Source organism: Fusibacter bizertensis, assembly GCF_029914245.1.
GTDB lineage: Bacteria > Bacillota > Clostridia > Peptostreptococcales > Acidaminobacteraceae > Fusibacter_C > Fusibacter_C bizertensis.
This window is the reverse complement of record NZ_JARYZI010000006.1, coordinates 35103-56822: the sequence shown is the minus strand read 5'-3', so window position 1 is coordinate 56822 and position 21720 is coordinate 35103. Positions and strand designations below refer to the sequence as shown.

The window sequence follows — 21720 nt, the reverse complement described above, 5'->3', positions numbered from 1 at the left end:
GCTTTTTTATTATATTATAGTTATAGCATTGTTAATTTTACGCTTCTTTACCAACGGTTTCATTTTTAGCAAATGAAGTAGCCTTATATAAGAAGAAAGCAAATGAAACAATAGCAGCCACAATTCCTACAGGTATGCCAATTGATTCAGACATTTTAAGTCCTTCCGGCGCAACAATGATGTATGTTGTTACAACTGCTGTCATAAAAGTTGCAGGTAAAGATGTAATCCAGTGAGGTTTTCCAGTTTTGTATAGATAAGTCGCTGAAGTCCAAAGTACAATTGTTGCTAAAGTTTGATTCGACCAAGCAAAATATCTCCAGATTATAGTGAAATCAATGAAGCAAAGCGCTATTCCCACTGCAAACAAAGGGATTGCAATTACAAATCTTGACATTAACTTGTCTTGTTTAAAATTCATAGCATCAGCTATTACTAGTCTTGCACTTCTAAATGCAGTATCACCTGAAGTAATTGGTGCTGCAACAACACCTAAAACTGCAAGTATTCCACCAAACGCGCCAAGCAATGTTGTTGATATATCATTGACGACAACTGCAGCAGGTCCTGCAGCCGCAAGTGCCTCAGTGCTGCCATAAAAACTCATTGCAGCAGCAGCCCAGATCAGTGCAATTACACCTTCGGCAATCATAGCACCATAAAAAACACGACGACCTTCTTTTTCACTCTTAAGACATCTTGCCATAATAGGTGATTGCGTTGCGTGGAATCCGCTAATAGCACCACAAGCAATTGTTATAAATAAAAATGGAAAAATTGATTTTCCTGCTGGATGAAAATTTTGAAGTGTAATTTCTGGAATATGATACCCACCTATAAGAATTCCACCCATGATTCCAACACCCATGATAATAAGTGCTGCACCAAATATTGGATAAACTTTACCGATGATTTTATCAATTGGTAAAATAGTTGCGAAGATATAATAGAGAATAATAATTCCTAAGAAATAATACTTATTAATACCTGTCATTGTTTCCAAAAGCCCTGCAGGTCCACTGATAAATACAACACCTACAAGAACAAGCAATACGACTGAGAAGACTCTCATAACTGCTTTTGCACTTACACCAAGATATCTGCCGACAATCTCACCAATTGTCTCTCCTTGATGTCTAACAGATAGCATTCCTGAAAAGTAATCATGTGTTGCACCTGCAAATATCGAACCAAGAACAATCCAAATAAATGCCACCGGCCCCCATAAAGCCCCTGCTATAGCCCCAAAAATCGGACCTAGTCCCGCTATATTCAGGAACTGAATCAAAAATACACGTTTCCAATCCATTTCAACATAATCGACACCATCTGCTTTTGATTTAGCAGGTGTTTCAGTGCCATCGTTAATACCAAAAATTCTTTCAACTACCTTTGAGTATAATAGATACCCCAATAATAATGCAAAAAGTGACAATAAAAAAGATACCATTGTAGATTCCCCCTATTCTTAATTTAGAATCATCTCATGGTATCACTTTTTTTGGTTTTTAATCACATTTAGAGTTGAAATACAAAAATATGCTTCTAAAATACATAAATCATCATTTAATATTCAAAACACTTTTAAAATGCTTTAAATATTTTCGACTTACTGGGATTTCAGATTTGCACTTTTCTAACCTAATAATTAATGTGTTGTTAAAATAAGGGCTTACTTCTATAATCTTAGACAAGTTCACTAAATAGGAGCGATGTGTTCTAAAAAACTTATCACTTGGCAGTTGCTCTTCTAAATCTGCTAGGCAATCCTTTAGTTCAAAAACATCCAAAGACGTATGAAGCGTAACTGTATTATTCTCAACTTCACAATATAAGATATCATCTATATCCACCAAGAGCATTTTGTCCCCACGCCAAACAGGGTACTTAGTCATATTATACTTTGCTTTTTCAAGCTCTATTGGATTTTCGGGTGCAATATTTCTCTTTACTTTAAGAAGAGACCGATAAATTCTTTCAGGTTCATATGGTTTTAAAATATAGTCTAGTGCATTTTGATCAAAAGCTTTAATTGCATAATCGTCATATGCAGTAGCAAAAATAACCTGAGTTCTGATCCCATACTGCCTTAATTGATCTGTAAACTGAATCCCATTTAATACAGGCATATTTATATCTAGAAAAACAACATCCGCCTCTTCCATCAAAACAAACTGAAGCGCCTTTTTTGAATCGGTAAAAGAACCAATGATTTCGACATAACTAACCTTACTTAAAATATATGTGAGCTCTTGAATTGCTAGCTGTTCATCATCAACAATTACGATCTTAATCACATCTACCCCTCAAAAATTTGACTTTAATTCCTAGCTTGTCCCGGAATTGTAAAAGTTATTGCGGTGCCTTTGTCTTTAGAAGTTTCTATTGTTAACTCTCTATTATATATACTCATTAGTCGTTCTTTTACATTTGCAAGTCCAATTCCTTTGTTTTTTTCAACATCTTTATGATGATCATCTTGATTTTGAGAGGACATACCAACACCATCATCTATAACACTAAACTGGACGTCGTTTTCAACTCGATGTATATTTAGCTTCAGTGTTCCTACCCCCTGCTTCTTCTGAATACCATGCTTGACAGCATTTTCAACAAGAGGTTGTAATATTAAAGGTGGTAACAGCAAGTCAATTCCATCTTCAATATACATTTCAACCTTCAGTTTATCTGGAAATCTAGCATTTTCAATGTTTAAATAAGCTTCGATAAATCTTAATTCTTCGCTTAAAGGAACAAATGGCTCATTGTTTTTAAAACCGTTTCTAAGGACAATGCTTAATTCTTGTAGTAATAGTCTCGCCTTATCCGGATCAGTTCTAGTTAAGGACATAATTGCATTTAAAGCGTTAAACAAAAAATGTGGTTTTATTTGAGCTCTAAGTGCATTGAGTTCAGCTTTTGCCCTTAAGGATTTTTGTTTCTCAACTAGTCCAAGTTCTAATTGCGTTGAAAACAAAGCACCAAGACCTTTAACAAGTTCGATATCTGTTTTTAACACTGTATTTTCTCTGATACGGTACACTTTCAAAGTACCAATAGCCTTTTCATTAACCTTAAGCGGAACTACGATGACAGAACTTAATTTACAATGTGACTCACTACAACCAATTTCAGATCTATTTTGTCCGAATTGTATTTCACCCAATTCAATCGATTTTCTTGTTTTTTCAGTCCAAATATGACCACCAACAATATGATGGTCTTCACCAACACCAATATGAGATAATATTTGATCATTATTAGTAATTGCAACTGCATCATAATCTGTCAACTTGTATATGATTTGAGCAACTGCCTTTGCAGATGCTTCATTTAAACCTTTTCTTAAAAACTGTAACGTACTATTTGCAATTTGTAACGAAAGATGAGCCATTCTTGCAGAAGCATTTTCATTTTCATCATATATTTGCTGGATGAAAAGTAGAAACATCCCAATTCCAAGCGCATTGAGAAACGTCATTGGTAAAAAGATGATTTCCACTAACGCATATGCTTCTTCAAAGGGCCTTGCAAGGATCAAAATCAAAGCCATTTGGATCACTTCAACAAAAATACCCAATAAAAATCCATAAAAATATTTACTTTTCTTTGAATCTAATTTTGCCTTAGAGTAGCCTCCAATAACGCCTGCAATCACAGTAGATACACCACAAGAAAACGCAGTCAAATCTCCGCCTTGGAAAAAAAACATCCTATGTAGTCCTGCAATCAAACCCGAAATAACACCTACAAAAGGGCCGCCTATGATACCTGAGAGTAAAACAGGAATTGTCCTTGAATTTGCAACGCCCCCTGACACAGGTGTACCAAGTAAAGTCATTAAAATTCCAAGCAACCCCCAAAAGAGACCATATAAGACTTTCTCAGCTAAACTAGGCGAATCACTGACAACATATTTTTTGAAGAACATTGTCTTCGACATTATAAATGCGAATATGACAATCAAACCAAGTCGCTCAAGTAATCCAAATGACAATTCGAGTATCATCATTCCCCAACCTTCTTATTGACATATTTTTCTACTCTTTCACTGTTTTCAGTAGCATTTCCGACGTAAAACACTATATCTCCAGCAAAAAAAACCAACTTAGGTCCTGGAGATAGGAGCAACTGTCCCGTCCTATTTATACCAATTATAGTAGCGCCAGTATGTTCCCAAAACTTCACTTCACCAATTGACTTACCAATTAGATAACTGGATTCAGTTACTTTAAATTCCAAGGGATGTATAATTCCTACATGTTTCATAATAAGTGCTTGTTCAATTAAAGTATCCAGTGTTTCAATCATGGTATCTTCTATTGCTCTTTTTTCTTGTATCATTTTTGCAATGTCTTCTCTCATGGAAAGGACGCGATCTTTAGAATGATTTTCTTTTATAAATGCATCCGCTGCCGTTCTGGATTTTATTAAAATCCCCTTTTTTTCAACCACTTCTACAACGTTTAGTTCTTCAAGTAATTTAAGTGCCCTTCTTATCGTTTCAGGTGACACGCTATATTTACCCGATAGTGTAGACCTTCCCTTGATCATCTCGCCTATTTTCCACTCTTCATTGAGTATGCTATAAGCAATATCTAGTGCAATGCGTTCATAACGCGCTGCTTTACTTCCCGAATCATACGTATCTTGCTTTACCACGTTAATTGCCTTCCCCTCTTTTACATAAATACATTTAAAATACCATTACTTAAAGTCATTATAAGTATACCTGCTATAAAATTCCCAATTAAAATAGCAGGAAAAGCTATTTTAAATCGAATATCAAGCAAAACTGCTGCAAGGGTGCCACTCCATACACCAGTACCTGGAAGTGGTATCGCAACAAATATCAATAACCCCCAAAACCCATATTTCTTAATATTAGTACTTTTTCTAATACTTTTTACACTAATATGGTCAACAAATCTCTTAAGCTTTGGAAGTTGGCTAATAAATCTAAATACGGGTCTAATACCAAGTAAAAGTATCGGTACAGGTATCATGCTACCAATAAAACTAACAACAAAAGCATGAAATGGCGATAAACCAAATGAAATACCAAATGGAATAGCGCCCCTTAATTCTATAACTGGTAAAGCTGCTATAAAAGCTGTTTTAAATTCTGCTGATAATATCTTAAGTAGTTCAGTCAAAAAAGTCATATTTTATTCCTTGTCCAAAAATCAGTCATATAAACATAGTATAACATATTTTTGGGGTTAAAATAGATGGCATTATAGATGATAAAGATTCTCGTTTAAACCAAAAATGTTTGGGTATATTTTTATTAACAGTACATCAAAGGAGGATTATATGAAAGCTAATTTAGAAAAAGACAAAGCGAAGCTAGGTTCTAGTCAAACTGAAGCTTGGGCTGATGCAAAAAAATATGAAAAAGACACACATATTAATTTACCATCAGAGGCAGCTGTTGAAAATGCCAAAGAGTGGGTAGATGAAAACGAAAAATAATAAGCGCCTATAAGGCGCTTTTATTTTTCTAAAAATTGTTCAATTACATTACACGTGGTGTTGTATTGATCTGCTGCTTGAGCTGTAAATAGTGCATGATCATGTACGATTTTCGTTACTAACTCTTGATCATCAAATTGATAATGTCCAATAAATCTAAGATTAACGCATGCATCGTGAACTTGTTTGGCCATGATTTGAAACAAATCAAGCTCTTTGTTGATCATCTCTAATTTAGGGTCATTTGGTAAAAGTATATTATGAATGTATATTAATTTTTTTGCCAACATTCGCTTCGCATGTATATATTTTTCTTCACCAAATTGTTCTTCTTCTCTGTTGATAAAAACACGCAATAAATCACATTGTCTTTTCATCAAGCAATTTCCCTTTTTTTCACTTTCTTGAAATGGCTTTATCACGATTTTTAATTGTTGAAATTTAAAAGCATTTGTTTCATTTAAATCATTAATTAGATTTATCATTAAAGGCTCTTTTATTTCTTTTAACTTTTCAAGTGCTGCTTCATTCATATTCTCTTTATAGCCAATTTCAAATACATCGATTTCTCTAATTAGTGATGTCATCATGAAATATTTTTTTGAGATTTGCTCAATCTTTCTATAATCACTTGGCCTAATATTAGGCATAAAAAAATACATCAATGCTCTAAACTGTCGAATGCTTTCTCTGAACATATGAATACTCTCATGATCATATTGCGCACTGACCATACTATTCAAAGCTAAGTCTATGGCCTCAAGATGCTTCTCCATTATCATTGTTACTTTTCTATCTTCAACCACAGCGACCTCCATTCTACTTAAGAGTTTTAACAATTATATCACGCAAAAATTATGAATTCTATAAAAATTGCACGATGTATTACAAATAAATTGCACGCAATTTTCATGCCAATTATACTATTTCATTTTATATTTTACATACAATTAAAGCACCCTGGCATACCTTTTACAGTATGCCAAAGTGCTTTCCTCAATTCCACTAATAACTCAGATTGACTACATATTAAATATATATTGGTTTACAAGTATAAAATGCGCCGAACTACCTGCCAAAATAAATAGATGGAAAATCTCGTGAAATCCAAATCCAGCTATATTGAGTTTAGGTTTAAAAGCATAAAATACTGATCCAATAGTATATAGAATACCTCCCGTAACCAACCATACAAATCCACCTGTCGGTAAGGCTTTGAATAAAGGCACTATAAAAAATATACTTAACCAACCTAGAAACAAATACATCCCTGCTGATAGCCACCTTGGCATGTTGATGAACATCACTTTAGATATTGTACCAATAATTGCAAGCGCCCAAACAAGTATAAGTAATACATATCCTAGAGTCCCTTTTAAAGCCGTCAAGCATATAGGTGTATAGGTCCCGGCAATTAAGACAAATATCATGGCATGATCTAGTTTTCTTAACTTTAGTATTTTAGAGTCTTTACCCACATACCAATGATAAATAGTTGATGCACTGTACAGCATAATCATACTAACTCCAAAAATTATACCACCGACTAAATAGTTCATATTATTTTTAATTATCGAATTTGTAATCATGACACCAAGTCCTATTAGCGCAAGAAAAACACCGATGAAATGGGTTATTGTATTGATAGGTTCTCTCATATTTTTCTCCTTAAAGTTATCTAAGATACACAATTTATTTGACATAGTATTAAATACCACTTATCGTTGTATCTACATGATATCACTTGATTCGAATCATTTCAATACCTCTTTATAAAAACTTTATAAAATGATATAATTAGATAAAAATATAAGGAGATCTTATGAAAACAATTGATTCACTTATTTCATTTAAAAATCCAATAGGGACTCAAATACCCAATATTAACCTGTATATGGATCAACTTTTAGAATACTTTGATCACACCCTTGGAGATTTAAAGCGTCAAAATGAAGATGCTGTCTTTACAAAAACGATGGTTAACAATTACGTAAAATCAAACTTAATTAATGCACCTGATAAAAAAAAGTATTCTCATGAAACAATATGTGATTTAGTACTTGTTTATCATTTAAAGCGTGCATTTTCAATACCCGATACAACAATTATACTTAATGCTATTAAGAATGATCCTGAGTATTATGAAAGCTTCATTAAAATCCAAGGTGCAATTAGAGAATCCTTACTCGAAGTCATTCCCAAATCACTTACTAAAGAGAGTGCTAAGGAAATGCTAACTCATCTTTCAGCAGAAATCAGCATAAAAAAACAGCTGGCTGAGCAGCTGATTGATTACTTAAGTTCAGATATAGATGTACAAAAATAAATATTATTTTCTTGATCTTTAAATTCTATCGTTGCTACATGGTATCTTTGTTTAATTATGAAGTTGCTCTGTGCAACTATTTTTTTATCCAAATCATTGTAGTGGCATTTCAATAAAATCCCATCCCAAAGAAAGGTTATGCTTTCAGTAATAATTCCCACCATATCCGAATCCAAGGACCATTCGATGGTTTGTGCATTGCTTAAAATCACTGGTACTGTTAACAGCTCTAATCTTTTTCTATTTTGGTCTTGTGTATCAAAAGACTTAAGCAACCTCAAATTATTATTACCCATAATATTTGCTATCGCATTTTCACTAAAATTTCTTTCCCTTAGACCTGTTATGATTTCAGGTACTCTTGAGATATCTTCAAGTTTAACAGGCATAGTCGCACCATCAAAATCTGAACCTAAACCAACATGTTCATCCCCGATTAGTGCCGCTATATATTCAATGTGATCAATTAGCACGGAGAGATCAGCAAATTCATCCCCTAAAAAATAACGACAGAACACAACATTAACCACACCACCCGTATTTCTTATTGCTAAAAGCTGGTCGTCCTTTAAATTACGAAGATGTGATTTAATTCCCGAGGCACCAGAATGACTTGCGATAATCGGCCTTTTAGTATGTTTAACAACATCCCAAAATGTCGCTTCATTCATATGTGATACATCAACCATCATATTCAGTTCACTCATAGTTTTAACAAATGCCTCACCAAGTGTGGTTAAACCATTACTTGAGTCTGTTTCATCCACAAATTTACTATAAGTACCTTCACCTAGTAAATTAGAATGATTCCAGACAGGTGCAATCGCTTTTACATGTAGATCAGCATATTGCTTCATCAAACCAGCCATATTAGCAGCATTAATAGAATAGGCACCTTCTATAGTGGCAACACCAATTCTTTTCCCCAAAGTTATATCATGCATCATTTGTGAAAAACTTTTTGCTACGGCAAATCGACCTGGATTCATTTTTTCAACATGAAAAAGTGCATTTATAGAAGCGAGGATTCTGTGGTTATTGGTTTCAACGTCTCCATAGTCCTCTGTAAAAGCAGCAAAGTATGCGATGTTGACATTCCCTTTTTCCATCTTCGTCAAATCAATATTAAAATTTGTATCTTGACCAATATCAATACAAGGAACTTGAGTAACTGGATCAACTGCCTTCATCATTGTGTCATTATGAGTATCAATAATTAATCCTTCATATTTTTTAAGTCCCATTATCGTTCCTCCTATTATGATAATTCTCTAGACCTACCTTATATTGTATACACAATACTGTGTATAACATTTTTCAGTAAAATCAAAGCTTTTAAGCAATTTTCACAATGCTTTTCATAATTGATTTTGGATAAAATGTGGATATCTCAGGACTTATGCACAGGTTATCCACAGAAAATGGATAAAGTCCTAAATTAAATGATATATAAACATCCAGATTACTAAAAATACACCAAGAATCAACTGCAATTGATATACACTGATCATAAAGTTTGACCATCTGTAATCTTGTTTTGCTCTATTGATCATTAATAAAGTTGGTACTGACAAAAGTAACGTTAATATACCAAAAAGTCTAGTCCCTTTTACGGCTGTGTTAATCCCATAGATTATATCCCAAATATCATATGAAGTTGAAATAATAAAGATAAACACAAGTACTCCTGTAATCGAAAGACTATGAAGTAACAATACCATCCTAGGTGTATCATGAATCCTATTCACTTTCATATTGTTCCATCTAAAAAGTAGCAATAGTAGTGCAATCAAATTACAGATACCCATTAGCACAAGTAGCGCTGCTTCTAAAATTACGCTTTGGAAAAAAGGTGTCCTCACATAAATTGTATTTCCAATTATCAAGTACTCTAATTGACCATTTGGATCTGTTTTAAATTCAGCATAGTTGTCAGTTGCTTCACTATAAAATACTGTATCACTAATAGGGACATAATTATCTCCCGATATTTTTAATCCACCTGTATTATTGCTAATTCGTATTTGATGAATTATTCTTGTCAATTTTTCCAAAGTTTCATCAGATGCATTAATTGGTGAATACGCGCCTTCAAACTTGGATAAATCATCAATTATGAACGGTTGAAAAGTATCTTTTTGATCCAAATCTTCAATTATATTACTTAAGACAGCATTTGTAATACTTTCTCTTGCCTGTAGATCATTTGAATTATAAGTTATAAAAAGTCCTAATTTCAGTTCAGGTATAAACAACAATCTTGAATTGGAACCTGGTATGCCCCCATCATGGATATAAGCATCATAATCTCCATAATGTACGACTGTAAACCCAAAACTTCTCCCTGAAACAAGCGCATTATTGGCAACTTGCCTTGTAAACATAGCATCATATATGTCTTTAGGTAAATTTTTAGATGTCAAAAACTTCATCAATTGTGTCATGTCATCTGTTGTCGTTAAAAAGTCATCGGAAGCCAAAAATTTAGTTTTAAAAGGAGAAGTTGGCGTTCTTTTTCCGCCATACACAGAATACCCTTGCATAAGGGTTGTACCTTCTATAGTTTTATTAAGTAAAATATCACTAGAAAAATTCATTTTGAGCGTTTCGAGCACATTTTTAGCCATGTAATACTCATATCTCTCACCCGATATTGACTCGAGTAAAACACCAGATAAAATATAACCTACATTTGAAAAAATCGTATAATTATCTTTTTCAATAATGGGCTTAAGCTTATATTTATCAAAAAAAGATTCTGCTTGTTCACCAAAGTTTAAACTGATACTTTTTATCGGGTCTTCTAGTGTTGCTGAATCTGCCTTCAACATCGCAAGGCCCGTCGTATGGGTTAATAAATTTTTAAACGTTAATGTTGAGATATACTTATTGCTCTTAAGGTAATCAGGTAGATAAGGCATTATTGAAGCATTTACATCTATTCCTTTTTCTTCTAATAGCGTCAAAAGTGCATAAGTGGTTAATACTTTAGAGATAGAACCCGTTTGAACAATTGTCATTTCAGTATTCATCGGTATTTTCGAATATATATTAGCTTCACCAAATGCATTTTTATAATATAGCTTTCCGTCCTTTACGATAGTTACCATTGCACCTGGTACATTGTGATTCACCATTTCAACATTGATTCTGTGAGCTAGTTCATCAACATCTACCTCTGCAAAAGATGGTATTGAAACTATGAAAGCTAAAAGCAGTAGTACTATTTTAATCCATTTTTTCATAGTCAATCACCTCTCTTTGATAATTCTATATAGCTTTCCAACTTTATCACGATAGGTTAAATCTAAATTCACATCTGTACCGACGATAATATCATCAGCTTCAAGAATTCCTCTAACAGTCTCAAATGCTAAATCAGGAAAGTTGTTGTCTTTACTTAAATGGGCGAGCAAGATATTCTTAGCAGTGCCATACCTTACGATTTCTTTTGCAATATAGCCTGCATCTTCATTGCTCAAATGTCCAAGCTCACTTAAAATTCGTCTTTTTAGATACATCGGATAAGGACCTACTTTTAGCATCTCAATATCATGATTGGATTCAATCATCAAAAGATCACAATCCTTGAATTGCTCGATAACATCATCAGTAATCGCGCCTAAATCCGTCGCTATACCTATTTTACAATCATCGTGGGTAAATGTATAGCAAAGCGGATCAACTGCATCATGCGTGATTTTAGTGCCTTTAACGCGTATATCTCCTATAACTATATCATCGATTGTTTCATATAGATGTAGCAAATCAGGTGAAACTTCTCCTATCTTACTAGAAACAGCTTCCCAGGTCTTATAAGTAATGTAGGCAGGAATTTTAAATTTACGCATCAAAACACCCAGACCACTAATATGATCTGCGTGTTCATGAGTCAATAATATTCCATCAATCGATTCGATTTTTACATTTATCGTTTCCAATGATAATTTAATATATTTACCACTCATACCTGCATCTACAAGTAATCGTGTATTTTCAGATTCTATGAACTGACAATTGCCAGAACTACCACTGGCTAAAGAACAAAATGATAATGGCATAAATTCCTCAAACTAATTCATAATTTCGTTAACGGCTCTTAGATGAAATTTTTCTCCATCACTTAAAGTAATTTGATAATATGGTAATGCTTCTCCTAAAATTAAATCTGAAACTAAAAGACTTTCATCATTCAACTTATAGATTAATGAAATGTTTTTTATAACATTTCCACTTTTTAATTTTGGAAGTAGGCCGTATAAGATTCTATCTACAGAGATTATATCATACTTAATTCCAGGAGTCGCTGTGATCTTCACATCATTCTCACCTCTGAAACCAACAATTTCGTCATTGTAAAACCATATAAGTGTTTTTGACTCTGCAAATAACATCTCATCTTGTTTCTGATAAAGCTTAACCAGTGTATATTCACCTAATTTTAAAACTTCATAATCTGTATAAGCAAGCTCATAATTTACGCGCTCTAAAAAAGTATCAATCTCAATCTTCATGTTTGACCTCATTGTTTCATCTGAAACAACGTCAAATTGTACCAAACTTGGTAGCTCATCTTGTACGACACGATTATAATGCGCCTTATCTGCATATAACAGATGTGTATCGTCAAGATATAAACTGTGATCTTCACTTACAAAAAAATTACCATCAAAACTATAGTCACTTCCTAAAAAAGAAGCAACATATGATAGATCAAATGTCATATATTCTATATTTACGGATTTGATTGATTTGGGAAATTTTAACTTTTGAGGTATAACACCAATCCCTTTGACTTCATACAGCTGCAGCACATCGTCAAGATTGTTTTCACGCTCAACTTCAAATCTTTGCTGCTCACGAATATACGTATATCCCAACATAAGGTTTGTTAAAACAAGAACTATAATCAAGATGGTTTTAATTTTTGGCCAATCCATATTACCTCTTTTCAACTCATTTAATATAGGTTTTTATAAGTTTGCCATCATATGCATTAAACAAATAAACTCTATTGCTAATTTTAACTTCCCAAACTGGAATCATATACGAATCATTCCCATCTGATTCTTCAAAATATTTCAAATCAATACTTTTGATTTCACTTACAATTTTATAATAATACTTGTATTTTTCCAACGTACTATCTTGTATACCATTGTCTTGTAAGTAGTAGACATTGATTTCAACAATATTATTGGTGATACACTCATCAATTGTAAACATACGTCCTGAATTCATAAATTTCTCAGGTGTATATTCACCAGCAAAACTTTTTATATTTTTATCAACTGCAATAACTTGGTTTTCCTTTACTTTAATTTTTATTGGATCTAGACTTTGATCAAGTTCGGCTATTGATAACGAGTTTAACTTGTAGTTGAAATTAAACGTATATGTCTTTGAGCTTTGATCATATTCATAATTTGATAAATATATCCCTTCAGGCATCAAACCAAAGTTTTCAAGTTTGCCTGCAGCTATAGAAAATGCTTCTTTAAAAGTCAAAGACTTTGAATTTTGAGGATTAAATTTTTGTCTATAAGCAATATTTCCCGTTCTTGAGACCGTCAAAGATTTGTCTCCATAACCATACATCAAAACTATTGAATCGTTTACATCTTTAAGTTTCTTAACAAAATCCAATCGATTTCCAAATACAGCCCCAGAAATGGATGATACATCTTGATTAAAATAGGTATCATCCATTCTCACTTCATTTTGAACTTTTATTCCTGAAACAATAAAATCATATTGGTAAGGGATTAGCTCATAATTTAGTTTATCATCTTCACCTTCTAAAGTACTAGACAAACTAAAACGATCACTTAATTTTCGGTAATCTACAATCTCTATATTTCTAACAGCATCTATTAATGCACCAACATCATGTTGCATCGTTTTGTGCTTCATCAAGTAGTATTTTGAACTTAGTGCATCAAATACATATAGAGAGCGTACATTACCCTCTCTTAGCAAGAATTCTCTAGGTGTAATATCTGCAACTCCATCAGATAAAACTTTATCAGAAAATATACTATAAAATTGTGAAACCGACAAGTCAACAGGCATCCTCACGAGTAAACTACGATCCGAAAATGCCTTGATGTAATCTTCTCGATCGATCTCTTCAATCGATTCATAGTTTAAAAAACTGCTCAAAATAAAAGGTCTTATTTCAGACCACAAATTATCTTGCATTTTTAAATCATATACTTTTGTATATGATAGACCCCCAAAGCTAACAAAATAACTTTGGGGGTTAATATACATTGATAGTTTTGTGGAATGCACTTCTATTTCCTCAGTTACCCCTTCACTAATTAAAAGCCCATCAAACAAATTGACTTGAGTTAAAAACAGTGAGGATAAAACTAAAGTAATAAGCAGAACAGTTTTCATCCGTTCCTTAACCACATTCATATAGCTTATGTTTCCTTTCTAGTTTGCTTTTGTAGCCATAGGATCAATCAACTGGATAGTATTCTCTTTATCCACTACTTCAAAGGTAAACTCTTTTATCAATTGAGAAACATCATCTAAAAATCTAATTTTATAAGTACCATTTGGCAATTTACCAATAATTTTATAAAAACTTAAGTTGCTAATTTTATCGACCATAATCTGATTTTCAAAATATTTTGAGTACTGGAGTTGTAACTGAACGTACTCTTTTTTATACTCAGCAATATTTGCTTTAAGCTTTGTCCATTGTTTAAATAAATCGTCTACTTCCGGTGTTAACTTTGCAATTTCAACTGTATTTCCCACGATTAAATCAAAGCGGTATTTTTTATTAATTGTGGCAATCTCGTAATTATGTGCCAAAATCAAATCTTTTAATTCAAAAAACCGATTAATCACTTGAGTTTCTTTAACATAACCCTCTGAATATTCAGGAGCCGTTGTACTATAGGTTGTATTGTAAAGCAAACTACGGTCAATATCACCTGCAGCATTTGAAGACAGTTTCATAAACGAAACATTTAAATCTTCTCCTAACGCATCTGCAAAAGGGAGCCTATTCTCTATTCTTACCAAAGACATCGTAATAGGATGATCTATTACCATAACATTTGTAATGTTAACAGTAACGAAAATCTGTTTATCATTGGTTATTCTTTCTGATGTTGGTTCTGCAATGATGATTTGGCTAGAATCCACTGGATGATTAGATACTGCAAATCCCATTTGACCACTTATAATTATAATCATAGCCAATAATAAGCCTACACTTTTGCGTAACATACGCTGCCTCCAAAAAACAAAATTTAGGGTTACAACAACCCACACTATTATTATACACACCTCGTGTTACAATACCATTACACGGTTTTTAAAATGACATTACACATTTTTCATATCAAAAGGGAGACAAATTGTAACTTTCGTACCATAATTCACTTCCGATTCAATACGAATTCTTCCCTGATGTGCTTCTACAATTTCTTTTGCAATGGAAAGTCCAAGTCCTGTACCTCCATGCGCTCGTGTTCTAGCCTTATCTACACGGTAGAAGCGTTCAAAAATTCTGCCTAAATCCTCGTCAGGAATCCCCATACCAGTATCCCTTATGACAATATCAAACTCTGTTTCATCTTCACCAAGTCGTAATTCTATATCTATGGTCCCAGCTTCAACCGAGTATTTAATTGCATTTGATAAAATATTTAATATCACTTGCTCTATCTTGTCTTTATCAATATTCGCCACAATCGGAGGTATACTGTAATGTTTAGTAAATACCTGCTTTTTCTGATCAGCAGTAACTTGTAGTTTTAAGATACAATTGTCTATTAACACATCTAAATTTTGGACGCTTTTTTTTATCTTAGTGGAGTTCGAGTCAAAATTACTAAGTTCTAGCAAATCACTTACGAGGCGTGACATTCTATCCGCTTCTGTGTTGACTACTTCTAGAAAAACCTTTTGAAGCTCAGGATCATCAACTCGCCCCTCTAGTATGGTTTCTGTATAACTCTTTATACTCGTAATCGGGGTTTTCAGCTCATGAGAAACATTAGCTACAAATTCCCGGCGCATATTTTCTAACTTCTGCGCTTCTGTAATGTCTTGTAGTACAAAAACAATGCCTACTCTATTTGATTCTTCATCTAAAAAGGGAGCGAAATTAACCTTCAGAACAAGTCCTTTGGCAGTGATGGTTTTAGTACCAACTCCAGATTCAACTCTTCCAGAATTGTAAATCGACAACAAATCGCCTATAAGATCATCATCAAACTGATCCTCATTAGCAAGCATTTTGATCGCTTTAGGATTAGAATGTATTATTTTACCTTCAGCATTGATCGCAATCAATCCATCTTCCATATAATTAATGATTGCTTCTAATTTGCTTTTTTCTCTTGTAATTTCACTTATGCCTCGCTTTAACTCTCCTGCTAGAAAGTTAAATGTACTTGAAAGCGTCCCAATCTCATCTTCAGATTTAATCTCAACAAATTGATTAAAATCTCCCTCAGCTAGTAAAGTCGCTTTTTTCGTCACTTCATTGATTGGGTCCGTTATGCTCTTTGAAATAATAAATCCGATAACAATAGTCACCAAAAGAGACGTTACAATCGCTCTAAAAATAATCATCCGCGCCATGCTGATAGATTCATAAATATCATTTAAATCATATCTAAGGTAGATAACGCCAAGTTGTTTATTATTTTTGAAAATTGGATAGACTTTATCCTTGGTTTTAACGGATTGGCTTAATTCTATATTTTTCTCAATTGTGTTCCCTATTAGGCCTTCTATCACTAAATTATCGTTTAGTATCTCGGTGACATCTCTATTGATATTTTCAGTACTGGTGGCTATGATATCATGCGTCTTGCTATCTATGATAAACATCTCTTCTCTGAGACCTATATCTACATGCCTGTCTAAAGTTTCTTGAAGCTCAACCTTTACTTCGGATAAATCATCTGTTTCTACTTTAGCAAGCTCTGACATCATAATCTGTGAAATATCATCAAGCCTTTTAGATACAACATTTAAATTATAGTCTTCAAGTGATTGTACGATAAATATACCAGCAATGATCATCGCAATAAACACAAGCAAAAAATATATGATTGTGAACCTAGATCGAATGCTTCTTAACATAAGCCTCCACTAATTGCGTTTAAAATAATATCCTACGCCTCTCTTAGTCATAATATAAGTTGGTTCGCTTGAATCATCTTCAACTTTTTCTCTAAGTCTTCTTACTGTAACATCTACAGTCCTTATATCACCAAAATACTCATACCCCCAAACATCCTTGAGCAGTTGCTCTCTTGTGAATATTTGGTTTGCTTGAGTCGCTAGGAATTTTAAGAGTTCAAATTCTCTAAGTGTTAATTCAATTGTCTTTTCTTCTTTTAAGACTTCATAACGATCCAAATCTATCGTCAATTTACCAGCATAGATTACATTATTACCACTTGAATCTGTATCTGCAAAAGAAAGTCGCCTGATATTAGCTTTAACACGTGCAACAAGCTCACGCATACCGAAAGGTTTTGTGATATAATCATCAGCTCCTAACTCAAATCCCAGCACTTTATCAACTTCTTCTTCTTTAGCAGTTAGCATAATAATCGGCATATTAAAAGACTCTCTTATACGTCTGCAAACCTGAAATCCATCTAATTTTGGAAGCATAACATCAAGCAATACTAAGTCAGGTTGAAATTGATATACTTTTTTAAGTGCTTCTTCACCATCATAAGCAGTCTCTATTTCATAACCTTCTTTAATTAAATTAAATTTTATTATATCTGATATTGGCTTTTCATCTTCGACAACAAGTATTTTCTTATTCATTATATTGCCTCCCCAGTCAACTAAATTAATCTATTATTCAATAGTTATAGATATGACATCATACTTATTCTATCTGAAAAATAAAAAAAAAGCGAGTCTTAGACTCGCTTTATCATTAAAAATTAACATAATTTCTTGGATTTTGTGGTACACCATTGATTCTCACTTCGAAATGAAGATGTGGACCAGTACTATTTCCAGTGTTTCCACTATATGCGATTGTTTGACCTTGATATATTTTCTCACCTTTACTTACTAATAGTTTGCTATTGTGAGCATATAACGTTGTCATATTACCACCGTGATCGATAATAATATAATTGCCATACGAACTTGAATAACCAGCATAAGTGACAACACCACCATCTGCTGCTTTGATACTAGATCCTACACTCATAGCAACGTCAATCCCGGTATGTCTTCTATAAGATCTCCATACGCCAAATTCTGATGTAATGATTCCTCTTGAAGCGGCTGGATACTTAAGTATACCTGATCCCATTTTAGGAGGTGGATCTTTAGTTCCTTTATAAACTACTTTGGTTTGAGGTTCAGAGACAACTTGTTCAGTTAGAACTGTTCTTCCAATCTCACGACCATTTTCTTTTATAACTTCAGCGACAACAGCTCTCTCACCGTAAACGCCATTAACTTTTGTTTTAGTTTCACCTTTATAAAGCGAACTTGAATTTTCATATTGAACTTCAAATGCTATCGCATCATTATATGTTGCTTCTTCTACAGTACAAACACTAATCAGTGGTTTTGGTACAACTAAGCTAATTTCCTGTCCAATTTGTATCGTTTCTGCTTTAACATCCGGGTTAGCTTTTTCTAAATCATATGGTGAAATTCCATAATATTGAGCAATTACCCAGTAGTTTTCACCTTTTTGAACAACGTGTTTCTTCTCTTCTTTTGTTCCTTTTACAATATAAGCTAATGTATCATCGACATTGTCATATGCTGTAAAGTCCATGATGTCAATTTGACCCACTTCAACTTTTACATCCTCTGAAAAATAAATATCTTTGATTACAGATCCTTCAACATTCGTAAACATCGCTTTTAAATTTTCAATTACCTGGTTTGCTTCTTCTTCTGTTTTAAAGTTACCTATAACTTTATTGTTTACTGTAAGCTGATACGCTTTAACCGAAGCAAAATTTAAAACTTTAAATTCTGGTGCTGATACAACTTCAGTTTGACCAGCATCTAAGCTAGCAACTGCATTTGTCGAAACATTTGTTTCTTCAGAAGCAACTTCACTTTTAGGAATTGAAACCATATGTTGTGTTGTTGGTTCAATTATAGCTTCTTTTTCAGCTCCCATTGCATCAATTGCATTAAAGCCAACAACTGATATCGCTACCAACGCTGCCGCTCCAGCTACATAATACCTATAAGGTTTAATAAAAGACATACTCTTTTGAGTAGATGCTTTCACTTTCTGAATCATAGGTTCTAACTTATTCGTTTTTATATTTAACTGCTGTGATTTATTATTGTGTTTACGATTTGAACCTGTCTGAAATTGAGTCTTTTCGCCTTTTACAAGCCCGTTAACCTTACCGCCTACGTAAAAAAACGGATACAAAGCGACGGCAATTACTTTAGCCGCGTTTTCTCCAACTCTCTCTTTCTTGGAGTCGTTTTTCACATAGTATTTCGCATTGGGTTTCTTATAAACGTGCTTATTCGAAACACTTTGTCTTTTTTTCCCCATCCTATACTCCTTTAGTAATGGCTATTTCAATGGTTCTAACCCTTAGTTAAAAATACCTTCTTAATTATAGCATAAGATAAACAAATTATAAATTAAAAATTTTATTTTTAACTTTCTCACATCTTGTAAATACAATATCTAAGGCTATTTTACACCATTTCATCTACATATTGTATGTTTTTGTTTAAAAAAAATTTAATTTGCCACACTTTTTATAGGACTTTTTTACCAAGTCCAAAATTTGACTAAAACATCACTTGAAACAATGTTATAATAATTTGTACTGAATGTACACAGAAATATGAGGTGATTTAATGGGTTTTTATAAAAAAACGCCTGATTTTGATTTGGGCGAATTAAACATAGAAAATATTTTCATAACCGATTTCATGCCATCAGCAAGTGGTACTTTTGTTAAAATATATCTTTTGGCACAATTGTTTTCTCGTGATGAAAATACAAAATTTCACTATGATAACCGTACATTAGCAAGTATGCTCTCGCTTCCTGTTCAAGATGTTCACGAGGCATGGAACTATTGGGAAAAACTCGGTCTTGTTAACAAACATCCACATGAGGAAAGCGCAGATTATGATATAGAATTTCTATCGTTACGTGGACTATATATTGATAACAACTATGTTCACAAAAATAACACTTCAAGCAAGGCAAAACAAAAACCAAAAGAACCTAACAACACATTTAAATCTGAAAATGAATCCTTTCAAAAACTAACCAAAGAGATTGAAACAATCATCGGTCATCCTCTAACTTATAAGGACTATCGCGAAATTGGTGATTATTACGAACATTACACACGTAATCCTCAGATTATATGTAAAGCCTTTTCACATTGCTATAAAGATAGAGGTATAAGAAGTCTGAAACTTGTAAAGTCAACTTTGTTACAATGGCTAGATCAGGGGCTTAACTCTATTGAAGCTATCGATACATGGCTAAACGCTTCCGAAGAACGCCAATCCCTTTATAAGGATATTTTAAAAATGTTAGGTATCGGTTTTAGACAACCTAATCAAGCTGAAAAAGATTTTATGGATAAATGGTTAGATCAATATGGTTTTGAAAAAAGCCAACTTATGCAAATTGTCTTAGATCTATCCAAAAAAACACTTAATATCAACTTTAACTTTATCGATAAAGTGTTAACTACACAGTTTCAATCTGGAAACCTTACATTTGAAGCATATAGTTCAAGTAAAGCTACTCCAGAGAAAAGCGAATCTAAACCCAACAAGAGAAAAAACTTTACTATTGAAAAAGAAAACACTTATTCTGAGGAGGAGTTAGAACAAATTCTACTCGGCAGAAAAAAATAAAGGAGGTCAACAATGAATAATACTTATCATGATATATTGGAGGCCTATCGCAGGGTTCAAGATAAAAACAAAGCAGACCGAAAATACCGCAAACAACTACTGTATGATAAAATTCCTCGCCTTGCTCAGATAGACTTACAAATGAGCCAACTAAGTGCGGATATTAGTAAACATATTTTAAAGTCACCTAGAAATACCGAAGCTTTATTATCCAACCTCAAACAACAGCTTGATGGACTAAAAAGTGAAAAAGCAGTTTTACTAACAGATCACAATATACCAGCTGACTATCTTGATATTCAGTACAACTGCAAAAAATGTAAAGATACCGGATTTACAAAAGACAACATGAGATGTTCTTGCTTTACTCAGAAACTTATCAGCAAAGCCTACGAAATGTCAGGTATTGAACAGCAACTTGAAAAACAAAATTTTGACCAATTCAAATTAGATGTTTTTTCCACTCAAATTCTTCCGAAAGAAAAATTGTCTCAAAGAGAAAATATGATGCGTATTCTTTCTGAAGCAGAATCTTTCGTATCTACTTTTCCAAATGGTAAAAACATGTTGTTTTTTGGTTCTAGTGGACTTGGTAAAACCTTTATGTGTAACTGTATCGCAAAGTCTTTGCTCGATAAGGGATATTCCGTTATATATCAGACGCCGTTTTCAATCATTAATATACTTGAAAAGAAAACGTTCACAGATAAAAACAATCCTTTTATTCAAATGGCGTATGAACAACTTTTTGAAGTTGATTTATTAATCATTGATGATTTAGGTACTGAATCAGCAAACACCTTTACCATAAGTGAGTTTTACAACATCATCAATTCTAGAATCTTAAAAGAAAAAAGCACTATTATCTCTACCAATATAAAGTTGTCTGAAATCGTAAGTTTTTACAACGATCGTATAGATTCCAGATTAAAAGGTCATTATCAAATGTTAAAATTTTATGGTCCTGATATACGCTGGGAACATTAAAAAAGAGTGATTATAGTGGACATACGAAGTATCGACTTCTAAACCCATTA

General features: G+C 33.1%; 20 protein-coding genes. 4 read left to right on the top strand and 16 right to left on the bottom strand.

Annotation, left to right across the window (positions count from 1 at the left end):
• Positions 1–37: 37 nt before the first annotated feature.
• The 5 genes from QE109_RS10135 to QE109_RS10115 all read right to left on the bottom strand — a co-directional run bounded on the left by QE109_RS10135 (position 38) and on the right by QE109_RS10115 (position 5165).
• The gene (locus tag QE109_RS10135; protein ID WP_281094357.1) at positions 38–1450 is read right to left on the bottom strand and encodes a carbon starvation CstA family protein; all 1413 of its coding nucleotides are present in this window, start codon (positions 1448–1450) and stop codon (positions 38–40) included.
• Between the two features lie 112 nt (positions 1451–1562).
• The gene (locus QE109_RS10130) at positions 1563–2297 is read right to left on the bottom strand and encodes a LytR/AlgR family response regulator transcription factor (protein WP_281094356.1); all 735 of its coding nucleotides are present in this window, start codon (positions 2295–2297) and stop codon (positions 1563–1565) included.
• A gap of 23 nt (positions 2298–2320) precedes the next feature.
• On the bottom strand, positions 2321–4012 hold the full coding sequence (locus QE109_RS10125; protein ID WP_281094355.1) for a LytS/YhcK type 5TM receptor domain-containing protein: 1692 nt from the start codon (positions 4010–4012) through the stop codon (positions 2321–2323).
• Positions 4009–4662, bottom strand: a complete 654-nt coding sequence (locus QE109_RS10120) for a TrkA C-terminal domain-containing protein (RefSeq protein WP_281094354.1) — start codon at positions 4660–4662, stop codon at positions 4009–4011. The genes QE109_RS10125 and QE109_RS10120 overlap by 4 nt, the downstream gene beginning before the upstream one ends.
• Before the next feature lie 20 nt (positions 4663–4682).
• The gene (locus QE109_RS10115) at positions 4683–5165 is read right to left on the bottom strand and encodes a COG2426 family protein (RefSeq protein WP_281094353.1); all 483 of its coding nucleotides are present in this window, start codon (positions 5163–5165) and stop codon (positions 4683–4685) included.
• Between the two features lie 151 nt (positions 5166–5316).
• Between QE109_RS10115 and QE109_RS10110 the strand changes: the two genes are divergently transcribed.
• Positions 5317–5475, top strand: coding sequence for a CDIF630_02480 family spore surface protein (locus QE109_RS10110; RefSeq protein WP_281094352.1), 159 nt, complete (start codon positions 5317–5319; stop codon positions 5473–5475).
• Positions 5476–5495: 20 nt separating this feature from the next.
• Here the strand turns inward: QE109_RS10110 and QE109_RS10105 are convergent, their stop codons facing one another.
• Both QE109_RS10105 and trhA read right to left on the bottom strand, forming a co-directional pair.
• Complete coding sequence (locus tag QE109_RS10105; protein ID WP_281094350.1) at positions 5496–6281, bottom strand: CHAD domain-containing protein; 786 nt, start codon at positions 6279–6281, stop codon at positions 5496–5498.
• A 216-nt stretch (positions 6282–6497) separates the two neighbouring features.
• Positions 6498–7133, bottom strand: a complete 636-nt coding sequence (trhA, locus tag QE109_RS10100; RefSeq protein WP_281094349.1) for a PAQR family membrane homeostasis protein TrhA — start codon at positions 7131–7133, stop codon at positions 6498–6500.
• Positions 7134–7297: 164 nt separating this feature from the next.
• Between trhA and QE109_RS10095 the strand changes: the two genes are divergently transcribed.
• On the top strand, positions 7298–7801 hold the full coding sequence (locus tag QE109_RS10095) for a DUF1836 domain-containing protein (RefSeq protein ID WP_281094348.1): 504 nt from the start codon (positions 7298–7300) through the stop codon (positions 7799–7801).
• Here QE109_RS10095 and QE109_RS10090 read toward each other — a convergent pair.
• The 9 genes from QE109_RS10090 to QE109_RS10050 all read right to left on the bottom strand — a co-directional run bounded on the left by QE109_RS10090 (position 7768) and on the right by QE109_RS10050 (position 19346).
• On the bottom strand, positions 7768–9045 hold the full coding sequence (locus QE109_RS10090; RefSeq protein ID WP_281094347.1) for a dipeptidase: 1278 nt from the start codon (positions 9043–9045) through the stop codon (positions 7768–7770). The two genes, QE109_RS10095 and QE109_RS10090, sit on opposite strands and share 34 nt — an antisense overlap.
• A 189-nt stretch (positions 9046–9234) precedes the next feature.
• Positions 9235–11046, bottom strand: coding sequence for a serine hydrolase domain-containing protein (locus QE109_RS10085; RefSeq protein ID WP_281094346.1), 1812 nt, complete (start codon positions 11044–11046; stop codon positions 9235–9237).
• Between the two features lie 6 nt (positions 11047–11052).
• A complete protein-coding gene (locus QE109_RS10080; RefSeq protein WP_281094345.1) occupies positions 11053–11862 on the bottom strand; it encodes an MBL fold metallo-hydrolase in 810 nt (269 codons plus the stop codon).
• 12 nt (positions 11863–11874) lie between these two features.
• Entirely contained in the window at positions 11875–12741 is an 867-nt protein-coding gene (locus tag QE109_RS10075) for a two-component system regulatory protein YycI (protein WP_281094344.1), read from the bottom strand.
• 16 nt (positions 12742–12757) lie between these two features.
• Complete coding sequence (locus QE109_RS10070) at positions 12758–14224, bottom strand: hypothetical protein (RefSeq protein ID WP_281094343.1); 1467 nt, start codon at positions 14222–14224, stop codon at positions 12758–12760.
• Between the two features lie 18 nt (positions 14225–14242).
• Positions 14243–15049: a hypothetical protein gene (locus tag QE109_RS10065; RefSeq protein ID WP_281094342.1), complete on the bottom strand. Its 807-nt coding sequence runs from the start codon at positions 15047–15049 to the stop codon at positions 14243–14245.
• Positions 15050–15148: 99 nt separating this feature from the next.
• Entirely contained in the window at positions 15149–16918 is a 1770-nt protein-coding gene (locus QE109_RS10060; protein ID WP_281094341.1) for an ATP-binding protein, read from the bottom strand.
• A gap of 9 nt (positions 16919–16927) precedes the next feature.
• On the bottom strand, positions 16928–17620 hold the full coding sequence (gene yycF / locus QE109_RS10055; RefSeq protein WP_281094340.1) for a response regulator YycF: 693 nt from the start codon (positions 17618–17620) through the stop codon (positions 16928–16930).
• Between the two features lie 115 nt (positions 17621–17735).
• Complete coding sequence (locus QE109_RS10050; RefSeq protein WP_281094338.1) at positions 17736–19346, bottom strand: M23 family metallopeptidase; 1611 nt, start codon at positions 19344–19346, stop codon at positions 17736–17738.
• A gap of 314 nt (positions 19347–19660) precedes the next feature.
• On the opposite strand from QE109_RS10050, the gene QE109_RS10045 reads away from it, so the two are divergent.
• Complete coding sequence (locus tag QE109_RS10045) at positions 19661–20683, top strand: DnaD domain-containing protein (RefSeq protein WP_281094337.1); 1023 nt, start codon at positions 19661–19663, stop codon at positions 20681–20683.
• A 12-nt stretch (positions 20684–20695) separates the two neighbouring features.
• Positions 20696–21670 (top strand): ATP-binding protein, encoded by a 975-nt coding sequence (locus QE109_RS10040; protein ID WP_281094336.1) that lies wholly within the window; start codon positions 20696–20698, stop codon positions 21668–21670.
• Positions 21671–21720: the final 50 nt, after the last annotated feature.

Coding starts and splice junctions, on each gene's coding strand:
- QE109_RS10065 (WP_281094342.1), bottom strand. CDS start 15,049: ATGTTACGCAAAAGTGTAGGCTTATTATTGGCTATGATTATAATTATA.
- QE109_RS10115 (WP_281094353.1), bottom strand. CDS start 5,165: ATGACTTTTTTGACTGAACTACTTAAGATATTATCAGCAGAATTTAAA.
- trhA (WP_281094349.1), bottom strand. CDS start 7,133: ATGAGAGAACCTATCAATACAATAACCCATTTCATCGGTGTTTTTCTT.
- QE109_RS10125 (WP_281094355.1), bottom strand. CDS start 4,012: ATGATGATACTCGAATTGTCATTTGGATTACTTGAGCGACTTGGTTTG.
- QE109_RS10110 (WP_281094352.1), top strand. CDS start 5,317: ATGAAAGCTAATTTAGAAAAAGACAAAGCGAAGCTAGGTTCTAGTCAA.
- QE109_RS10050 (WP_281094338.1), bottom strand. CDS start 19,346: ATGGGGAAAAAAAGACAAAGTGTTTCGAATAAGCACGTTTATAAGAAA.
- QE109_RS10095 (WP_281094348.1), top strand. CDS start 7,298: ATGAAAACAATTGATTCACTTATTTCATTTAAAAATCCAATAGGGACT.
- QE109_RS10075 (WP_281094344.1), bottom strand. CDS start 12,741: ATGGATTGGCCAAAAATTAAAACCATCTTGATTATAGTTCTTGTTTTA.
- QE109_RS10070 (WP_281094343.1), bottom strand. CDS start 14,224: ATGAATGTGGTTAAGGAACGGATGAAAACTGTTCTGCTTATTACTTTA.
- yycF (WP_281094340.1), bottom strand. CDS start 17,620: ATGAATAAGAAAATACTTGTTGTCGAAGATGAAAAGCCAATATCAGAT.
- QE109_RS10080 (WP_281094345.1), bottom strand. CDS start 11,862: ATGCCATTATCATTTTGTTCTTTAGCCAGTGGTAGTTCTGGCAATTGT.
- QE109_RS10090 (WP_281094347.1), bottom strand. CDS start 9,045: ATGGGACTTAAAAAATATGAAGGATTAATTATTGATACTCATAATGAC.
- QE109_RS10060 (WP_281094341.1), bottom strand. CDS start 16,918: ATGTTAAGAAGCATTCGATCTAGGTTCACAATCATATATTTTTTGCTT.
- QE109_RS10085 (WP_281094346.1), bottom strand. CDS start 11,046: ATGAAAAAATGGATTAAAATAGTACTACTGCTTTTAGCTTTCATAGTT.
- QE109_RS10045 (WP_281094337.1), top strand. CDS start 19,661: ATGGGTTTTTATAAAAAAACGCCTGATTTTGATTTGGGCGAATTAAAC.
- QE109_RS10135 (WP_281094357.1), bottom strand. CDS start 1,450: ATGGTATCTTTTTTATTGTCACTTTTTGCATTATTATTGGGGTATCTA.
- QE109_RS10040 (WP_281094336.1), top strand. CDS start 20,696: ATGAATAATACTTATCATGATATATTGGAGGCCTATCGCAGGGTTCAA.